The organism is Pseudomonas sp. BS3782 TE3695 (genome assembly GCF_050435305.1).
Lineage (GTDB): Bacteria > Pseudomonadota > Gammaproteobacteria > Pseudomonadales > Pseudomonadaceae > Aquipseudomonas.
Window position 1 is genome coordinate 2555004 of the sequence record NZ_JBNDKB010000001.1, and the last position, 16379, is coordinate 2571382.

General features: G+C 59.2%; 12 protein-coding genes and 1 pseudogene. 10 read left to right on the forward strand and 3 right to left on the reverse strand.

Translation table 11 applies throughout. The annotated features are described in order from the left end of the window. Positions 1 to 5: 5 nt before the first annotated feature. Genes mupP through ABH909_RS11795 form a run of 3 tightly spaced genes read right to left on the reverse strand, consistent with a single transcriptional unit; the run spans position 6 to position 2772 of the window. On the reverse strand, positions 6 to 677 hold the full coding sequence (gene mupP, locus ABH909_RS11785; RefSeq protein ID WP_429433262.1) for an N-acetylmuramic acid 6-phosphate phosphatase MupP: 672 nt from the start codon (positions 675 to 677) through the stop codon (positions 6 to 8). Between the two features lie 4 nt (positions 678 to 681). Then, positions 682 to 1380: a bifunctional 2-polyprenyl-6-hydroxyphenol methylase/3-demethylubiquinol 3-O-methyltransferase UbiG gene (gene ubiG / locus ABH909_RS11790; protein WP_007899720.1), complete on the reverse strand. Its 699-nt coding sequence runs from the start codon at positions 1378 to 1380 to the stop codon at positions 682 to 684. A gap of 57 nt (positions 1381 to 1437) precedes the next feature. Beyond that, positions 1438 to 2772 (reverse strand): TRZ/ATZ family hydrolase, encoded by a 1335-nt coding sequence (locus ABH909_RS11795; RefSeq protein ID WP_429433264.1) that lies wholly within the window; start codon positions 2770 to 2772, stop codon positions 1438 to 1440. A 109-nt stretch (positions 2773 to 2881) separates the two neighbouring features. On the opposite strand from ABH909_RS11795, the gene mtnA reads away from it, so the two are divergent. From mtnA to ihfB, 10 genes and pseudogenes are all read left to right on the forward strand, one after another. Further along, a complete protein-coding gene (gene mtnA, locus ABH909_RS11800; RefSeq protein ID WP_429433266.1) occupies positions 2882 to 3958 on the forward strand; it encodes an S-methyl-5-thioribose-1-phosphate isomerase in 1077 nt (358 codons plus the stop codon). A gap of 446 nt (positions 3959 to 4404) precedes the next feature. Further along, complete coding sequence (gene gyrA / locus ABH909_RS11805) at positions 4405 to 7074, forward strand: DNA gyrase subunit A (RefSeq protein WP_429433267.1); 2670 nt, start codon at positions 4405 to 4407, stop codon at positions 7072 to 7074. Between the two features lie 309 nt (positions 7075 to 7383). After that, positions 7384 to 8469: a 3-phosphoserine/phosphohydroxythreonine transaminase gene (serC, locus tag ABH909_RS11810; RefSeq protein WP_429433268.1), complete on the forward strand. Its 1086-nt coding sequence runs from the start codon at positions 7384 to 7386 to the stop codon at positions 8467 to 8469. Further along, complete coding sequence (gene pheA / locus ABH909_RS11815; RefSeq protein WP_429433269.1) at positions 8469 to 9563, forward strand: prephenate dehydratase; 1095 nt, start codon at positions 8469 to 8471, stop codon at positions 9561 to 9563. The genes serC and pheA overlap by 1 nt, the downstream gene beginning before the upstream one ends. Before the next feature lie 12 nt (positions 9564 to 9575). Next, positions 9576 to 10688, forward strand: coding sequence for a histidinol-phosphate transaminase (gene hisC, locus ABH909_RS11820; RefSeq protein ID WP_429433270.1), 1113 nt, complete (start codon positions 9576 to 9578; stop codon positions 10686 to 10688). A gap of 28 nt (positions 10689 to 10716) precedes the next feature. Continuing rightward, a complete protein-coding gene (locus ABH909_RS11825) occupies positions 10717 to 12924 on the forward strand; it encodes a bifunctional prephenate dehydrogenase/3-phosphoshikimate 1-carboxyvinyltransferase (protein WP_429439846.1) in 2208 nt (735 codons plus the stop codon). Further along, positions 12921 to 13611 (forward strand): annotated as a pseudogene (gene cmk, locus ABH909_RS11830) ((d)CMP kinase). Before ABH909_RS11825 ends, cmk begins: the two are co-directional and overlap by 4 nt. A gap of 119 nt (positions 13612 to 13730) precedes the next feature. Beyond that, positions 13731 to 15422, forward strand: coding sequence for a 30S ribosomal protein S1 (rpsA, locus tag ABH909_RS11835; protein ID WP_092327163.1), 1692 nt, complete (start codon positions 13731 to 13733; stop codon positions 15420 to 15422). Positions 15423 to 15626: 204 nt separating this feature from the next. After that, positions 15627 to 15905 carry a hypothetical protein gene (locus ABH909_RS11840; protein WP_429433271.1) on the forward strand — a complete coding sequence of 93 codons (279 nt, stop codon included), beginning with the start codon at positions 15627 to 15629 and terminating at the stop codon, positions 15903 to 15905. A gap of 150 nt (positions 15906 to 16055) precedes the next feature. After that, positions 16056 to 16352 carry an integration host factor subunit beta gene (ihfB, locus tag ABH909_RS11845; RefSeq protein ID WP_007899751.1) on the forward strand — a complete coding sequence of 99 codons (297 nt, stop codon included), beginning with the start codon at positions 16056 to 16058 and terminating at the stop codon, positions 16350 to 16352. The last annotated feature ends 27 nt before the right edge of the window (positions 16353 to 16379 follow it).

Below are 16379 nucleotides of genomic sequence, written 5' to 3' on the forward strand. Positions count from 1 at the left end.
TTGCATCAGCAACTGCACAAAGCGTTATCCAACACCTCGAGCAACGCCAGCGGATGATCGATCAGCACGTCCGCGCCCCAGTGCCTGGGGTTATCGTCCGGGTGAATATAGCCGTAGGTCACCGCGCAGGTTTTGGTGCCGGCATCGCGGCCGGACTCGATGTCCCGCAGGTCATCGCCGACAAACAGCACACTGGCAGGGTCCAGGTCGAGCATCTTGCACGCCAGGATCAACGGTTCCGGATCCGGTTTGCTGTTCTTCACATGATCGGGGCAAATCAGCACCTTCGAACGTTCGGCCAGGCCCAGCTGCTGCATGATTGGCTCAGCGAAACGCACCGGTTTGTTGGTGACAACGCCCCAGATCAGGTTGGCCTTTTCGATTTTTTCCAGCACCTGGGCCATGCCGTCGAACAGATGGCTGTGAACCGCGCAACCTTTGAGGTAGCGGTCGAGAAATTCCTGGCGCAGTTCCTCGAGCCCCGGCGATTCCGGGTCCATGGAAAAGTTCGCGGCGACCATCGCTTTGGCGCCGCCGGAAATTTCATCGCGGATGTGTTGAGTGTTGATTGGCGGCAAACCACGATCAGCGCGCATCGCCTGGCAGATGGCGATGAAATCCGGCGCAGTGTCGAGCAGGGTGCCGTCCATGTCGAAAAGAACTGCTCTGATACGCATCGGCTTACTCCTCGCGCAGGGTCTGGATCATGTAATTGACGTCCACATCGGCCGCCAGTTTGTAATGCTTGGTCAATGGATTGTAGGTCAGGCCGATGATGTCCTTGACGGTCAGGCCGGCCATGCGGCTCCAGGCGCCAAGCTCGGAAGGGCGGATGAATTTCTTGAAGTCGTGGGTGCCGCGCGGCAGCAGCTTCATGATGTATTCGGCGCCGACGATGGCGAACAGATAGGCCTTCGGGTTGCGGTTGATGGTGGAGAAGAACACCTGGCCACCCGGTTTGACCATCTTGAAACAGGCGCGGATCACCGACGATGGGTCCGGCACGTGTTCGAGCATTTCCAGGCAGGTGACCACGTCGAATTGCTCGGGCATTTCTTCAGCCAGCGCTTCGGCAGTGATCTGCCGGTACTCGACGCTCACGCCCGATTCCAGCTGATGCAGCTGAGCGACGGCCAGCGGCGCTTCGCCCATGTCGATGCCCATCACGGTCGCGCCGCGTTGAGCCATGGCTTCGCTGAGAATGCCGCCGCCGCAACCGACGTCGAGGACTTTCTTGCCGGCCAGATGGACCCGTTCGTCGATCCAGTTGACCCGCAGCGGGTTGATGTCGTGCAGCGGTTTGAACTCGCTTTCGCGGTCCCACCAGCGATGGGCCAAGGCTTCGAATTTGGCGATTTCGGCGTAGTCGACGTTGCTCATGGTGTCAGTCCTCTAAAACTTGAAAAATCCTGTTGCCCCGGTTTCGGTCCGGGAGGCTTACGATTCAGTGTGGCCGCTGATGCGCTGACCCCAGGCCTTGGCAGTGGCACATAGCTGCGCCTCATCCAGGCGGGTCAAGCGGCGGTCGTCGAGCAGTTGCTTGCCGGCGACCCAAAGGTGTTTCACGCAGTCACGGCCAGTGGCATAAATAAGCTGCGAAACCGGGTCGTAGACCGGTTGCTGCGCCAGCCCCGACAGGTCGAACGCGACGATGTCCGCCGCCTTGCCGACTTCCAGCGAACCCGTCTCGGCTTCGATGCCCAGCGCGCGGGCACCATTGAGCGTGGCCATGCGCAGGGCGCGATGGGCGTCCAGCGCCGTGGCCGAACCGGCGACGGCCTTGGCCAGCAACGCAGCGGTGCGGGTTTCGCCGAGCAGGTCGAGGTCATTATTGCTGGCCGCACCATCGGTGCCGACCGCCACATTGACCCCGGCCCGCCACAAACGCTCGACCGGGCAGAAACCGCTGGCCAGTTTCAGGTTCGATTCAGGGCAATGAATCACATGGGTGTTACTTTCTACCAGCAGCAACAGGTCTTCATCGCTGATCTGGGTCATGTGAACGGCCTGCAGGCGCGGCCCGAGCAGACCCAGTCGACCGAGGCGGGCCAACGGGCGTTCGCCGCTTTGCGCGACCGACTGCTGCACTTCGAAAGCGGTTTCATGGACGTGCATGTGAATCGAGGCGTCCAGCTCTTCGGCGATCACCCGGATTTTTTCCAGGGTTTCGTCGCCCACGGTGTAGGGTGCATGAGGCCCAAAAGTGATTTTGATCCGCTCGTGATGCTTGAGATCGCCAAATAATTCGACGCCCTGACGAATGGCTTCATCCGCCGTGGCGGCGCCTGGAATCGGAAAATCGAGGATCGGAATGGCGATCTGGGCGCGAATGCCGCTGTTATGAACGCGTTCGCTGGCGACTTTGGGGAAGAAATACATGTCGGAGAAACAGCTGATGCCGCTTTTGATCTGCTCGGCGATGGCCAGGTCGGTGCCGTCGCGTACGAACGCCTCGTCTACCCATTTGGCTTCAGCGGGCCAGATGTGGTTTTCCAGCCAGGTCATCAATGGCAGGTCGTCGGCCAGGCCGCGGAACAGTGTCATTGCCGCATGCCCGTGAGCATTGATCAGGCCCGGGGCGAGCAACATGTCCGGCAATTCGCGGATTTCAGTTGCGTTAAACTTCAAGGCGGCTGCGCGCGGGCCGATAAACACGATACGACCGTCGCGGATGCCCAGGGCATGCTCTTTGAGGACCACGCCAGCCGGTTCGACAGGTACCAGCCAGGTCGGCAGCAACAACAGGTCGAGCGCAGCGGTGGGGGTCGGCATCGAAAGTCGGTTCCAGTGCTTTTGTAAAGGATGGCGAAGTATACCCGAGCGTCTTCGTAGGGGGATCGCTATAATCGACGGCTTTTGTTCATGAGTGCGGGGTAAGTGGATGCGCGATCGACTGTTGGCTGCGGAGAAGGTGAAAGCCATCGATTGGCGTGATGGCGCCCTGTATCTGTTGGATCAGCGTATTTTGCCATTCGAGCAGACCTGGATCGCCTACACCAGTGCCGCGGGCGTGGCTGAGGCCATTCGCTCAATGGTGGTGCGCGGTGCGCCGGCCATTGGTATCAGTGCCGCTTATGCCATGGTGCTGTCAGCCCGCGCCCGCATTGCCGAGGGCGGTGACTGGCAGGCCGCATGGGAAGAGGATTACGCGTTAGTGGTCGATTCTCGTCCAACAGCGGTTAACCTATTCTGGGCCTTGAGTCGCATGCGCGACCGCCTGGACCGCCTCAAGGAAGACACAGACCCTCTGGCGGCGCTGGAGGCCGAAGCCATCGCCATTCATGAAAGCGATCGCGAAGCCAACCTGACCATGGCGCAGCTGGGCGTGGACCTGATCCGCAAGCATCAGGGCAACGCCCAGGCGATCCTCACGCACTGCAACACCGGCGCATTGGCCACCGGCGGCTTTGGCACGGCGCTGGGGGTGATTCGCGGGGCGTTCATCGAAGGCATGGTCGAGCGCGTCTATGCCGATGAAACCCGGCCATGGCTGCAAGGTTCGCGATTGACTGCATGGGAGTTGGCCAGCGAGGGCATTCCCGTGACCCTCAATGTTGATTCCGCCGCCGCGCACATCATGAAAACCAAGGGTGTGACCTGGGTGATCGTTGGCGCCGACCGCATCACCGCCAATGGTGATGTGGCGAACAAGATCGGCACCTACCAACTGGCGGTCAACGCCATGCACCACGGCGTACGCTTCATGGTCGTGGCGCCGAGTTCGACCATCGACATGAACCTGGCCAGTGGCGATGAAATTCCCATCGAAGAGCGCGATGGTCGCGAATTGCTGGAAGTCGGCGGCAAGCGGCTCGGGGCGAATATCGATGCGTTCAACCCGATATTCGATGTAACCCCGGCTGACCTGATCGATGTGATCGTCACCGAAAAAGGCATCGTCGAACGGCCGGATACCGCGAAAATGGCGCAGTTGATGTGCCGTAAGCGGTTGCATTAAGGCTCTTTGGCGTCTGATAAATTGCCTTCGCGAGCAAGCCCGCTCCCACATTGGGCCGAGTCGATCGCAGAATTTGTATGCGACACCGGTCCAGTGTGGGAGCGGGCTTGCTCGCGAAGAGGCCCTGACAGTCAACAAATATCGCTGATCAAGCCCCTGATTCTGCTTTCAACACGGCTCTAAGCCCCTCTCGTCCCTTTCAAGCCTGTCACCGGTCAACTAACTATGCTCCATGCGCATCTGGGGGATAGGTGCGTGGCGGCTCTTGTGATAACATCCGGCGGTTTCCAGGGTAGCCTGATGTGGCTGCCTTTACTGCGCAGATCCATGGCATAACTCGTTGATTTGTCGTAAGTCGGTGCAAGGCACTCAGTCTGCATCGGCGAGCTTCGTTCGTCCCATATGGATGTGACGAAGTTTCACCAGAAAAAGGAATCAGGCTTCTCATGGGCGAACTGGCCAAAGAAATCCTCCCGGTCAATATCGAAGACGAGCTGAAGCAGTCCTACCTCGACTACGCGATGAGCGTGATTGTCGGGCGGGCACTGCCGGATGCGCGCGATGGCTTGAAGCCCGTGCACCGGCGTGTGCTGTTCGCGATGAGCGAGCTGGGCAACGACTTCAACAAGCCGTACAAGAAATCTGCCCGTGTTGTCGGTGACGTGATCGGTAAGTATCACCCGCACGGTGATACCGCGGTGTACGACACCATCGTTCGGATGGCGCAGCCATTCTCGTTGCGTTACCTGCTGGTAGACGGCCAGGGCAACTTCGGTTCGGTGGACGGCGACAACGCCGCGGCCATGCGATACACCGAAGTGCGCATGACCAAGCTGGCGCACGAGCTGCTGGCTGACCTGCACAAAGAAACCGTGGACTGGGTGCCGAACTACGACGGCACCGAAATGATCCCGGCGGTCATGCCGACCCGTATTCCCAATCTGCTGGTCAACGGCTCCAGCGGTATCGCCGTGGGGATGGCGACCAACATCCCGCCGCACAACCTCGGTGAAGTCATCGACGGTTGCCTGGCACTCATCGACAACCCGGAACTGACCGTCGATGAGCTGATGCAATACATCCCCGGTCCGGACTTCCCGACCGCAGCGATCATCAACGGTCGCGCCGGCATCATCGAAGCCTACCGCACCGGTCGCGGGCGCATTTACATGCGTGCCCGCTCGATGATCGAAGACATCGACAAGGTCGGTGGTCGTCAGCAGATCGTCATCACCGAACTCCCTTACCAGCTGAACAAGGCGCGTCTGATCGAGAAGATCGCCGAGCTGGTCAAAGAGAAGAAGCTCGAAGGCATCACCGAGCTGCGCGATGAGTCCGACAAGGACGGTATGCGTGTCGTGATCGAACTGCGTCGCGGTGAAGTGCCTGAGGTGATTCTCAACAACCTCTACGCCCAGACCCAGCTGCAAGCGGTGTTCGGTATCAACATCGTCGCGCTGATCGACGGCCGTCCGCGGATCCTCAACCTCAAGGACCTGCTGGAAGCCTTCGTTCGTCACCGTCGCGAAGTGGTGACCCGTCGTACCGTGTTCGAGCTGCGTAAAGCGCGCGAACGTGGCCACATCCTGGAAGGTCAAGCGGTTGCCCTGTCGAACATCGACCCGGTCATCGCCCTGATCAAGGCCTCGCCAACGCCGTCGGAAGCCAAGGAAGCGCTGATCAGCACGGCCTGGGAATCTTCCGCTGTAGTTGCGATGGTCGAACGTGCCGGCGCCGATTCTTGCCGTCCAGAGACCCTGGACCCGCAATACGGTCTGCGCGACGGCAAGTACTTCCTGTCGCCGGAACAGGCGCAAGCCATTCTGGAACTGCGTCTGCACCGTCTGACCGGTCTGGAACACGAAAAGCTGCTGGCCGAGTATCAAGAGATCCTCAACCAGATCGGCGAGCTGATCCGTATCCTCAGCAGCGCCACGCGTCTGATGGAAGTGATCCGCGAAGAGCTGGAAGTGATCCGCGCCGAGTACGGCGATGTGCGTCGCACCGAGATTCTCGATGCCCGTCTCGACCTGACCCTGGGCGACATGATCCCGGAAGAAGAGCGCGTCGTGACCATTTCCCACGGGGGCTACGCCAAGACCCAGCCATTGGCTGCGTACCAGGCTCAGCGTCGTGGCGGTAAAGGCAAATCGGCCACCGGCGTCAAGGATGAGGATTACATCGCTCACCTGCTGGTCGCCAACAGTCACACCACGCTGCTGCTGTTCTCCAGCAAAGGCAAAGTGTACTGGCTGAAAACCTACGAAATCCCGGAAGCGTCCCGCGCTGCCCGTGGTCGTCCGCTGGTCAACCTGCTGCCGCTGGACAGTGATGAATACATCACCACCATGCTGCCGGTCGAGGAATACACCGAAGGTCACTTCATCTTCATGGCCACTGCCAAAGGCACCGTGAAGAAGACCCCGCTGGAATCCTTCAGTCGCCAGCGCAGCGTCGGCCTGATCGCGCTGGAGCTGGACGAAGGCGACGTACTGATCTCTGCCGCCATTACCGATGGCGAGCGCGAAGTCATGCTGTTCTCCGACGGTGGCAAGGTCACTCGCTTCAAGGAAACCGACGTCCGCGCCATGGGCCGTACCGCTCGCGGTGTCCGTGGTATGCGTCTGCCGGAAGGCCAGAAGCTGATTTCCATGCTGATCCCGGAAGAAGGCAGCCAGATCCTCACCGCTTCGGCGCGTGGTTTCGGCAAACGCACCGCGATCACCGAGTTCCCTGAATACAAGCGTGGCGGTCAGGGCGTTATCGCCATGGTCAGCAACGAGCGTAACGGCCGTCTGGTCGGCGCAGTCCAGGTGCTCGATGGCGAGGAAATCATGCTGATTTCCGATCAGGGGACGTTGGTTCGTACCCGTGTCGACGAAGTCTCCAGCCTGGGTCGTAACACCCAGGGCGTGACCCTGATCAAGCTGGCCAGCGATGAAACGCTGGTAGGCTTGGAGCGGGTTCAAGAGCCGTCGGAAGTCGAAGGCGAAGAGCTGGAAGGCGAAGGGATTGAAGGTGAAGAGGGTGCAGTGTTCGACGGTGAGGTCGTGATCGACGACGTTGCCGAAGACCAGCAACTCGACGCCGCCGCTGACGAAGAGCCGCAAGAGTAAGCGGGCAAACAGGGGGCGGATGAAGATTCGCCCCCTTGTTGTTTGTCCCTTAGAAACACGGAATTTGTTTTAAATGTAGAACTGCAAAACCTGTAGGAGCTGTCGAGCGGAGCGAGGCTGCGATCTTTTGATCTTGCTGTCGCTCTTGCTTTGGCGGGCAGAGCGAAAAGATCGCAGCCTCGCTCCGCTCGACAGCTCCTACAGGATTCATGGATCCACGGATTCATCCAGAGATTTACAGATCCACCCACAGATTTACAGATTCACAGATTTATTGCGTGATACCACCAAATCAGAGCGAGATTGGATGTGAGCAAGAGAGCCTATAACTTCTGTGCCGGTCCTGCGGCGCTTCCCGAAGCTGTCCTGAAACGCGCCCAGGGTGAACTCCTTGATTGGCACGGCAAGGGCTTATCGGTCATGGAAATGAGCCATCGCAGCGATGAGTTCGTTTCCATTGCCACCAAGGCCGAGCAGGATCTGCGTGATCTGCTGAATATCCCCTCGAACTATAAAGTGCTGTTTCTGCAAGGTGGCGCGAGCCAGCAATTTGCTCAGATTCCTCTGAACCTGTTGCCGGAAAGCGGCACCGCCGACTATATCGACACCGGTATCTGGTCGCAGAAAGCTATCGAAGAAGCCTCGCGCTACGGCCACGTCAACGTTGCCGCCACCGCCAAGCCTTACGACTATTTCGCTATTCCCGGTCAGAACGAATGGAGCCTGTCCAAAGACGCGGCCTACGTTCACTACGCACCGAACGAAACCATTGGCGGCCTGGAATTCCAGTGGATTCCGGAAACCGGTGATGTGCCTCTGGTCGCCGACATGTCCTCGGACATTCTTTCGCGTCCGGTGGATGTTTCGCGCTTCGGCATGATCTACGCCGGCGCCCAGAAAAACATCGGCCCGAGCGGCATCGTCGTGAACATCGTGCGCGAAGACCTGCTCGGTCACGCCCGTTCCATTTGCCCAACCATGCTCAACTACAAGGTCGCGGCCGATAACGGCTCGATGTACAACACGCCGCCAACCCTGGCCTGGTACTTGTCCGGCCTGGTGTTCGAGTGGCTGAAAGAGCAAGGTGGCGTCGAAGCCATCGGCAAGCTCAATGAAATCAAGCAGCGCACGCTGTATGACTTCATCGACGCCAGCGGCTTGTACAGCAACCCGATCAACAAGTCGGACCGCTCGTGGATGAACGTGCCGTTCCGTCTGGCCGATGATCGTCTCGACAAGCCGTTCCTGGCTGGTGCCGACGAACGTGGCCTGCTGAACCTCAAGGGCCATCGTTCCGTGGGCGGCATGCGTGCCTCCATCTATAACGCCGTCGATATCGTTGCGGTCAACGCACTGGTTTCGTACATGGCAGAGTTCGAGAAGGAACACGGCTAATGTCTGAGCAAGAACTCAAGGCACTGCGCCTGCGCATTGATGCTCTGGACGAAAAAGTCCTGGAGCTGATCAGTGAGCGCGCACGTTGCGCCCAGGAAGTTGCGCGAGTAAAGATGGCCTCGCTGGCCGAAGGCGAAGTGCCGGTGTTCTATCGTCCTGAGCGTGAAGCCCAGGTGCTCAAGCGTGTAATGGAGCGTAACCAGGGGCCGCTGGGCAACGAAGAGATGGCGCGGCTGTTCCGCGAAATCATGTCCTCGTGCCTGGCCCTCGAACAGCCGCTGAAAGTGGCTTACCTCGGCCCTGAAGGCACCTTCACCCAGGCGGCGGCCATGAAACACTTCGGCCACGCAGTGATCAGCAAGCCGATGGCGGCGATCGACGAAGTGTTCCGTGAAGTCGCGGCCGGTGCGGTGAACTTTGGCGTGGTCCCGGTGGAAAACTCCACCGAGGGCGCGGTCAACCACACCCTCGACAGCTTCCTCGAACACGACATGGTGATCTGCGGCGAAGTCGAGCTGCGGATTCACCATCACCTGTTGGTGGGTGAAAACACCAAGACCGACAGCATCAGTCGCATCTATTCCCACGCCCAGTCCCTGGCCCAGTGCCGCAAGTGGCTGGACGCCCATTACCCGAATGTCGAGCGCGTGGCGGTTTCGAGCAACGCCGAAGCGGCCAAACGGGTCAAGGGTGAATGGAGCTCGGCAGCGATCGCCGGCGACATGGCCGCCAGTCTGTACGGGTTGACTCGTCTGGCCGAAAAAATCGAGGATCGTCCGGATAACTCCACGCGATTCCTGATGATCGGCAGTCAGGAAGTACCGCCGACCGGCGACGACAAAACCTCGATCATCGTGTCCATGAGCAACAAACCCGGCGCGCTCCATGAGTTGCTGGTGCCGTTCCATGACAACGGCATCGACCTGACACGCATCGAGACCCGTCCGTCGCGCAGCGGTAAATGGACCTACGTGTTCTTCATCGACTTCGTCGGCCACCACCGCGACCCACTGGTCAAAGGTGTACTGGAAAAGATCAGTCAGGAAGCAGTAGCACTCAAAGTGCTGGGTTCCTACCCGAAAGCAGTTCTCTAAGGGCGGTAGCAAATGAGTGGCAACTTCCTCGCTCTGGCACAGCCGGGCGTGCAACAACTTTCGCCTTACGTTCCGGGCAAGCCCGTGGACGAACTGGCCCGTGAGCTAAACCTCGATCCGGCCAATATCGTCAAGCTGGCGAGCAACGAAAACCCGTTGGGCGCCAGTCCCAAGGCATTGGCAGCGATTCGCGAAGCGCTGACCGAGCTGACCCGCTATCCGGACGGCAACGGTTTTGCGCTTAAGACCCTGCTGGCCGATCAATGCCGCGTCGAGCTCAACCAGGTAACGCTGGGCAACGGCTCCAACGACATTCTGGAGCTGGTGGCGCGCGCCTATCTGGCGCCAGGCCTGAACGCGGTGTTCAGCGCCCATGCGTTTGCGGTCTATCCGATTGTCACTCAGGCCGTTGGTGCCCAGGCAAAAGTGATCCCGGCCAAAGACTGGGGCCATGATCTGCCGGCCATGCTCGCCGCGATCGATGCCGATACCCGCGTGGTGTTCATTGCCAACCCGAACAACCCGACCGGGACCTGGTTCGACGCCCAGACGCTGGATGATTTCCTGCAGGACGTGCCGGCCCATGTGCTGGTGGTGCTGGACGAGGCCTACATCGAATACGCCGAAGGCAGCGACTTGCCGGACGGCCTGGATTATCTGGCGGCCTACCCGAACCTGCTGGTCTCGCGCACCTTCTCCAAGGCCTATGGGCTGGCGTCGCTGCGGGTCGGTTACGGCTTGTCCTCGGCTATCGTCGCCGATGTGCTGAATCGCGTGCGTCAGCCGTTCAACGTCAACAGTCTCGCACTGGCCGCCGCTTGTGCCGCGCTGCAAGACGTCGACTACCTGGCCGAAAGCCGTCGCCTGAACGAATCCGGCATGCAGCAGCTGCAAGCCGGTTTCCGCGAGCTGGGGTTGAGCTGGATTCCCTCCAAAGGCAACTTCATCTGTGTCGATCTGGGTCGCGTTGCGGCGCCAGTGTTCGAGGGGTTGCTGCGCGAAGGCGTGATCGTGCGTCCGGTGGCCAATTACGGCATGCCGAACCACCTGCGTATCACCATTGGTTTGCCGGCAGAAAACAGCCGCTTCCTCGAGGCGCTGACCAAGGTTATGGCTCGTGGTTGATGTCACTGCACTGCAATCTGCTCAACCTATGATCGGTCGCCTGGTGGTGGTTGGTCTGGGCTTGATCGGCGGTTCGTTTGCCAAGGGCCTGCGTGAAAGCGGTCTGTGTCGCGAAGTGGTCGGGGTCGATCTCGACCCGCAGTCGCGCAAGCTGGCGGTCGAGTTAGGCGTGGTAGATCGCTGCGAGGAAGACCTGGCGGCGGCTTGCCAGGGCGCTGACGTGATTCAACTGGCGGTGCCAATCCTGGCCATGGAAAAACTGCTCGCGCTGTTGGCGGGCATGAATCTGGGGCAGGCGATTCTGACTGATGTCGGCAGCGCCAAGGGCAATGTGGTGCGCGCGGCGACCGAGGCGTTTGGCGGCATGCCTGCGCGCTTCGTGCCGGGGCATCCGATTGCCGGTTCCGAGCAGAGCGGGGTGGAAGCCTCCAATGCCGAACTGTTCCGTCGCCATAAAGTGATTCTGACGCCGCTGGATCAGACCGATCCGGCCGCGCTGGCAATGGTCGACCGCTTGTGGCGCGAATTGGGCGCCGACGTCGAGCACATGCAGGTCGAGCGTCATGACGAAGTGCTGGCGGCGACCAGCCATCTGCCGCACTTGCTGGCGTTCGGTTTGGTCGATTCGTTGGCCAAACGCAATGAAAATCTTGAGATCTTCCGTTACGCTGCGGGCGGTTTCCGCGATTTCACAAGAATCGCCGGAAGCGACCCGGTCATGTGGCACGACATCTTCCTCGCCAACCGCGAAGCTGTCCTGCGCACACTCGATACATTTCGCAGCGACCTCGACGCCTTGCGCGACGCGGTCGATGCAGGGGATGGGCACCAATTATTGGGCGTGTTCACGCGCGCCCGGGTTGCCCGCGAGCATTTCAGTAAAATCCTGGCCCGCCGGGCCTATGTGGACGCTATGAATTCCAACGATCTGATTTTCCTGGCACAACCTGGTGGCCGCCTGACTGGGCGGATTCGTGTACCGGGCGACAAATCGATTTCCCACCGCTCGATCATGCTCGGTTCCCTGGCCGAAGGCGTCACCGAAGTGGAAGGTTTCCTCGAGGGCGAAGACGCTCTGGCAACCTTGCAGGCTTTCCGCGACATGGGTGTCGTCATCGAAGGTCCGCACCACGGTCGTGTGACCATCCACGGCGTCGGCCTGCATGGCCTGAAACCTGCGCCAGGCCCGATCTATCTGGGCAACTCCGGCACTTCGATGCGTCTGCTGTCTGGCCTGTTGGCTGCGCAGAGCTTCGATAGCACGCTGACTGGCGATGCCTCTCTGTCCAAGCGTCCGATGAATCGCGTGGCCAATCCACTGCGGGAAATGGGCGCTGTGATCGAGACCGCTGCTGAGGGTCGTCCACCGATGACCATCCGTGGCGGCAACAAGCTCAAGGGCCTGACTTACACCATGCCGATGGCCAGCGCCCAGGTTAAATCCTGTCTGTTGCTGGCGGGTCTGTATGCCGAAGGCAAGACCACCGTCACCGAGCCGGCACCGACTCGCGACCACACCGAGCGCATGCTGCGCGGCTTCGGCTACCCGGTCACCGTCAACGGCGCGACCGCCTCGGTCGAGTCCGGCCACAAGCTGACCGCGACCCACATTGAAGTGCCGGGCGACATCTCGTCGTCGGCGTTCTTCCTTGTTGCCGCGTCGATTGCTGAAGGTTCGGAGCTGGTGCTCGAGCACGTCGGCATCAACCCGACCCGTACCGGCGTGATCGACATCCTGCGCCTGATGGGCGCAGACATCACCCTGGAAAACCAGCGTGAAGTCGGCGGCGAACCGGTAGCGGACCTGCGCGTACGGGCAGCTAAACTCAAAGGTATCGAGATCCCCGAGGCGCTGGTTCCACTGGCCATCGACGAGTTCCCGGTGCTGTTCGTGGCCGCGGCCTGTGCCGAAGGGCGCACCGTGCTGCGCGGCGCCGAAGAGCTGCGCGTGAAGGAGTCGGACCGGATCCAGGTCATGGCCGATGGTTTGCTGGCACTGGGCGTCAAATGCGAGCCGACCCCGGACGGCATCATCATCGACGGCGGCCAGATCGGCGGCGGCGAAGTGCACGGTCACGGCGATCACCGGATTGCCATGGCTTTCAGCGTCGCTTCGCTGCGTGCCACTGCACCGATCCGCATCCATGACTGCGCCAACGTCGCGACCTCGTTCCCGAACTTCCTCGCGCTGTGCGCGCAGGTCGGTATCCGTGTTGCACAAGAGGCTCAGTCGTGAAAATCAACGCACCGGTCATCACCATTGATGGGCCAAGCGGCTCTGGCAAGGGGACTGTCGCCGGGATGCTGGCCAAGCGCCTGGGCTGGAACTTGCTGGATTCCGGTGCGCTGTACCGATTGCTGGCGTTCGCGGCGTATAACCACGGCGTCGACCTGACGAACGAAGAGTTGCTCAAAAAACTTGCCGCTCATCTGGATGTGCAATTCATCGCGGCGACCGACGGTCAGCTGCAGCGCATCATTCTGGAAGGCGACGAAGTCAGCGATATCATTCGTACCGAAAGTATCGGCTCGGGCGCCTCGCAGGTCGCTGCGCTGCCCGCCGTTCGCGAGGCGCTGCTGCAGCGCCAGCGAGCCTTCCAGGAACCGCCGGGTCTGGTGGCCGATGGCCGCGACATGGGCACGGTGGTTTTTCCGGACGCGCCGCTGAAGATATTCCTCACTGCCAGTGCCGAGGAGCGTGCGCGCCGTCGATACTTGCAGTTGAAGGGCAAAGTCGATGGTGTTAGTCTGTCGAGTCTGCTAGATGAGATACGTGCGCGCGATGAGCGTGACACCCAGCGCGCAGTAGCCCCGCTCAAAACCGGCGGCCGACGCGATACAGCTGGATTCCACGGAGTTGTCCATCGATCAGGTGCTGGAACGCATCATGAGCGAGATCGCCATTCGCGATATCGCCGGGTGACCAAGAAAGCTGCAGGGGACCAGTCATAGTCCTGCGGTGTTTCTTTCATATGAAACTAACCCACACCGTCTGGGGTGTGGAGATGGGCGTATTCTTCGCCCTTATCAACAGGAATTAAAATGAGCGAAAGCTTTGCGGAACTCTTTGAAGAAAGCCTAAAAACCCTGAACCTTCAGGCAGGCTCCATCATCACCGGTGTTATCGTTGATATCGATTACCAGGCTCGCTGGGTAACCGTTCACGCTGGCCTGAAGTCTGAAGCACTCATCCCGCTTGAGCAGTTCTACAACGATGCTGGCGAGCTGAACATCAATGTCGGTGACGAAGTTCACGTTGCTCTGGACTCGGTTGAAGACGGCTTTGGTGAAACCAAGCTGTCCCGTGAAAAAGCCAAGCGCGCTGAATGCTGGATTGTTCTGGAAGCAGCCTTCGCAGCCGAAGAAGTGGTCAAGGGCGTTATCAACGGTAAGGTTAAAGGCGGCTTCACTGTCGACGTTAACGGCATCCGTGCGTTCCTGCCAGGTTCTCTGGTTGACGTCCGTCCAGTGCGCGACACCACGCACCTGGAAGGCAAAGAGCTGGAATTCAAGGTCATCAAACTCGACCAGAAGCGCAACAACGTTGTCGTTTCCCGTCGCAGCGTCCTCGAAGCCGAGAACTCCGCCGAGCGTGAAGCTCTGCTGGAATCCCTGCAGGAAGGTCAACAAGTCAAAGGTATCGTCAAGAACCTCACCGATTACGGCGCATTCGTCGATCTGGGTGGCGTCGATGGCCTGCTGCACATTACCGACATGGCTTGGAAGCGTATCAAGCATCCTTCCGAAATCGTCAACGTTGGCGACGAGATCGATGTCAAGGTTCTGAAGTACGATCGCGAACGCAATCGTGTTTCCCTGGGCCTCAAGCAACTGGGCGAAGATCCATGGGTCGCTATCAAAGCCCGTTACCCAGAAGGCACTCGCGTTACCGCTCGTGTAACCAACCTGACCGACTACGGCTGCTTCGCTGAGCTGGAAGAAGGCGTTGAAGGCCTGGTACACGTTTCCGAAATGGACTGGACCAACAAGAACATCCACCCTTCGAAAGTCGTACAAGTCGGCGACGAAGTGGAAGTCATGGTTCTGGACATCGACGAAGAGCGTCGTCGTATCTCCCTCGGCATCAAGCAGTGCAAATCTAACCCATGGGAAGATTTCTCTGGCCAGTTCAACAAGGGCGATAAAATCTCCGGCACCATCAAGTCGATCACCGATTTCGGTATCTTCATTGGTCTGGACGGCGGCATCGACGGTCTGGTTCACCTGTCCGACATCTCCTGGAACGAAGTGGGCGAAGAAGCCGTTCGCCGCTTCAAGAAGGGCGACGAGCTGGACACCGTTATCCTGTCGGTTGACCCAGAGCGCGAGCGCATCTCCCTGGGTATCAAGCAACTGGAAAGCGATCCGTTCTCCGAGTACGTTCAAGAGAACGACAAAGGCGCCATTGTTAAAGGCATCGTGAAAGAAGTTGACGCCAAAGGCGCCATCATCACTCTGGCCGACGATATCGAAGCGACTCTGAAAGCCTCCGAAATCAGCCGTGACCGCGTTGAAGACGCGCGTAACGTTCTGAAAGAAGGCCAGGAAGTAGAAGCCAAGATCATCAGCGTTGACCGCAAGAGCCGTGTAATCCAGCTCTCCATCAAGTCGAAAGACGATGCTGAAGAGAAAGAAGCCATCCAGAGCTTGAAAGACAAGCCTTCGGATAGCATCGCTGCTGGTCCTACCACTCTGGGCGACCTGTTGCGTGCACAAATGGAAAAGCAGAACTAAGTTCTGACAGACCATAAAAAAGGGCGACTTCGGTCGCCCTTTTTTGCGTCTGCGATTTGGTGAATCCCATGGCTACTTTTCTTTCGTGAAACCAATGATCTACACAAGTTGTCTGTAATTTCATACAGGTCAATCATCTATTCGAGGCTAGGCTTAGTCTGAAGTGAACGACCGCTGGGCATTGCGCCCGGCATAAGGAAGCGAATGAACAAGCTCATTGTCGTGATAGCAGTACTGACATTGGCGGGCTGTACCACCAGCGCCAAGACTCGCGCGGTGCGCGGAGTCAGTGGCATAGAGATCGATTGTTCCGGGTTGGGCTCCGGATGGGAAAAGTGCCACAAGCGAGCTGCAAAGGAATGCAAGGGCGCAGGTTATAAAGTCATCGTCAGGTCCGATGACGCCAAGGAAGAGGATATATTCCCTTTCGGCTTCAATCCCGCAGGTTATCTGACGCGCACCATGCTGGTTATCTGTAGATGAATGGCGGGTTGGAGCGATGTTTCGATGTTCTGAAATCGGGCACCTCATTACGAGGAAAGATATGTCAAAACTCAGGCTGTTCAAATTTCTCCGGGCATGCTAAAACCTTTGAAGCGCTTTTCCTAGCTGCTTGAAAAAGAAGGGAAAAATATGACGAAGTCGGAGTTGATCGAACGAATTGTCACCCATCAAGGGCTGCTCTCATCCAAGGATGTGGAGCTGGCCATCAAGACCATGCTTGAGCAAATGTCCCAATGTCTGGCCACCGGTGACCGAATCGAGATCCGTGGGTTTGGCAGCTTCTCCCTGCACTATCGCGCACCGCGCGTAGGCCGCAATCCTAAAACCGGTCAATCCGTCAGCCTCGACGGCAAGTTCGTTCCGCATTTCAAGCCAGGCAAAGAACTGCGCGATCGCGTGAACGAAGAAGAGGAGGAGGGGCTTTGACAGCTGCTGCACTTCAAGGAACCGCTG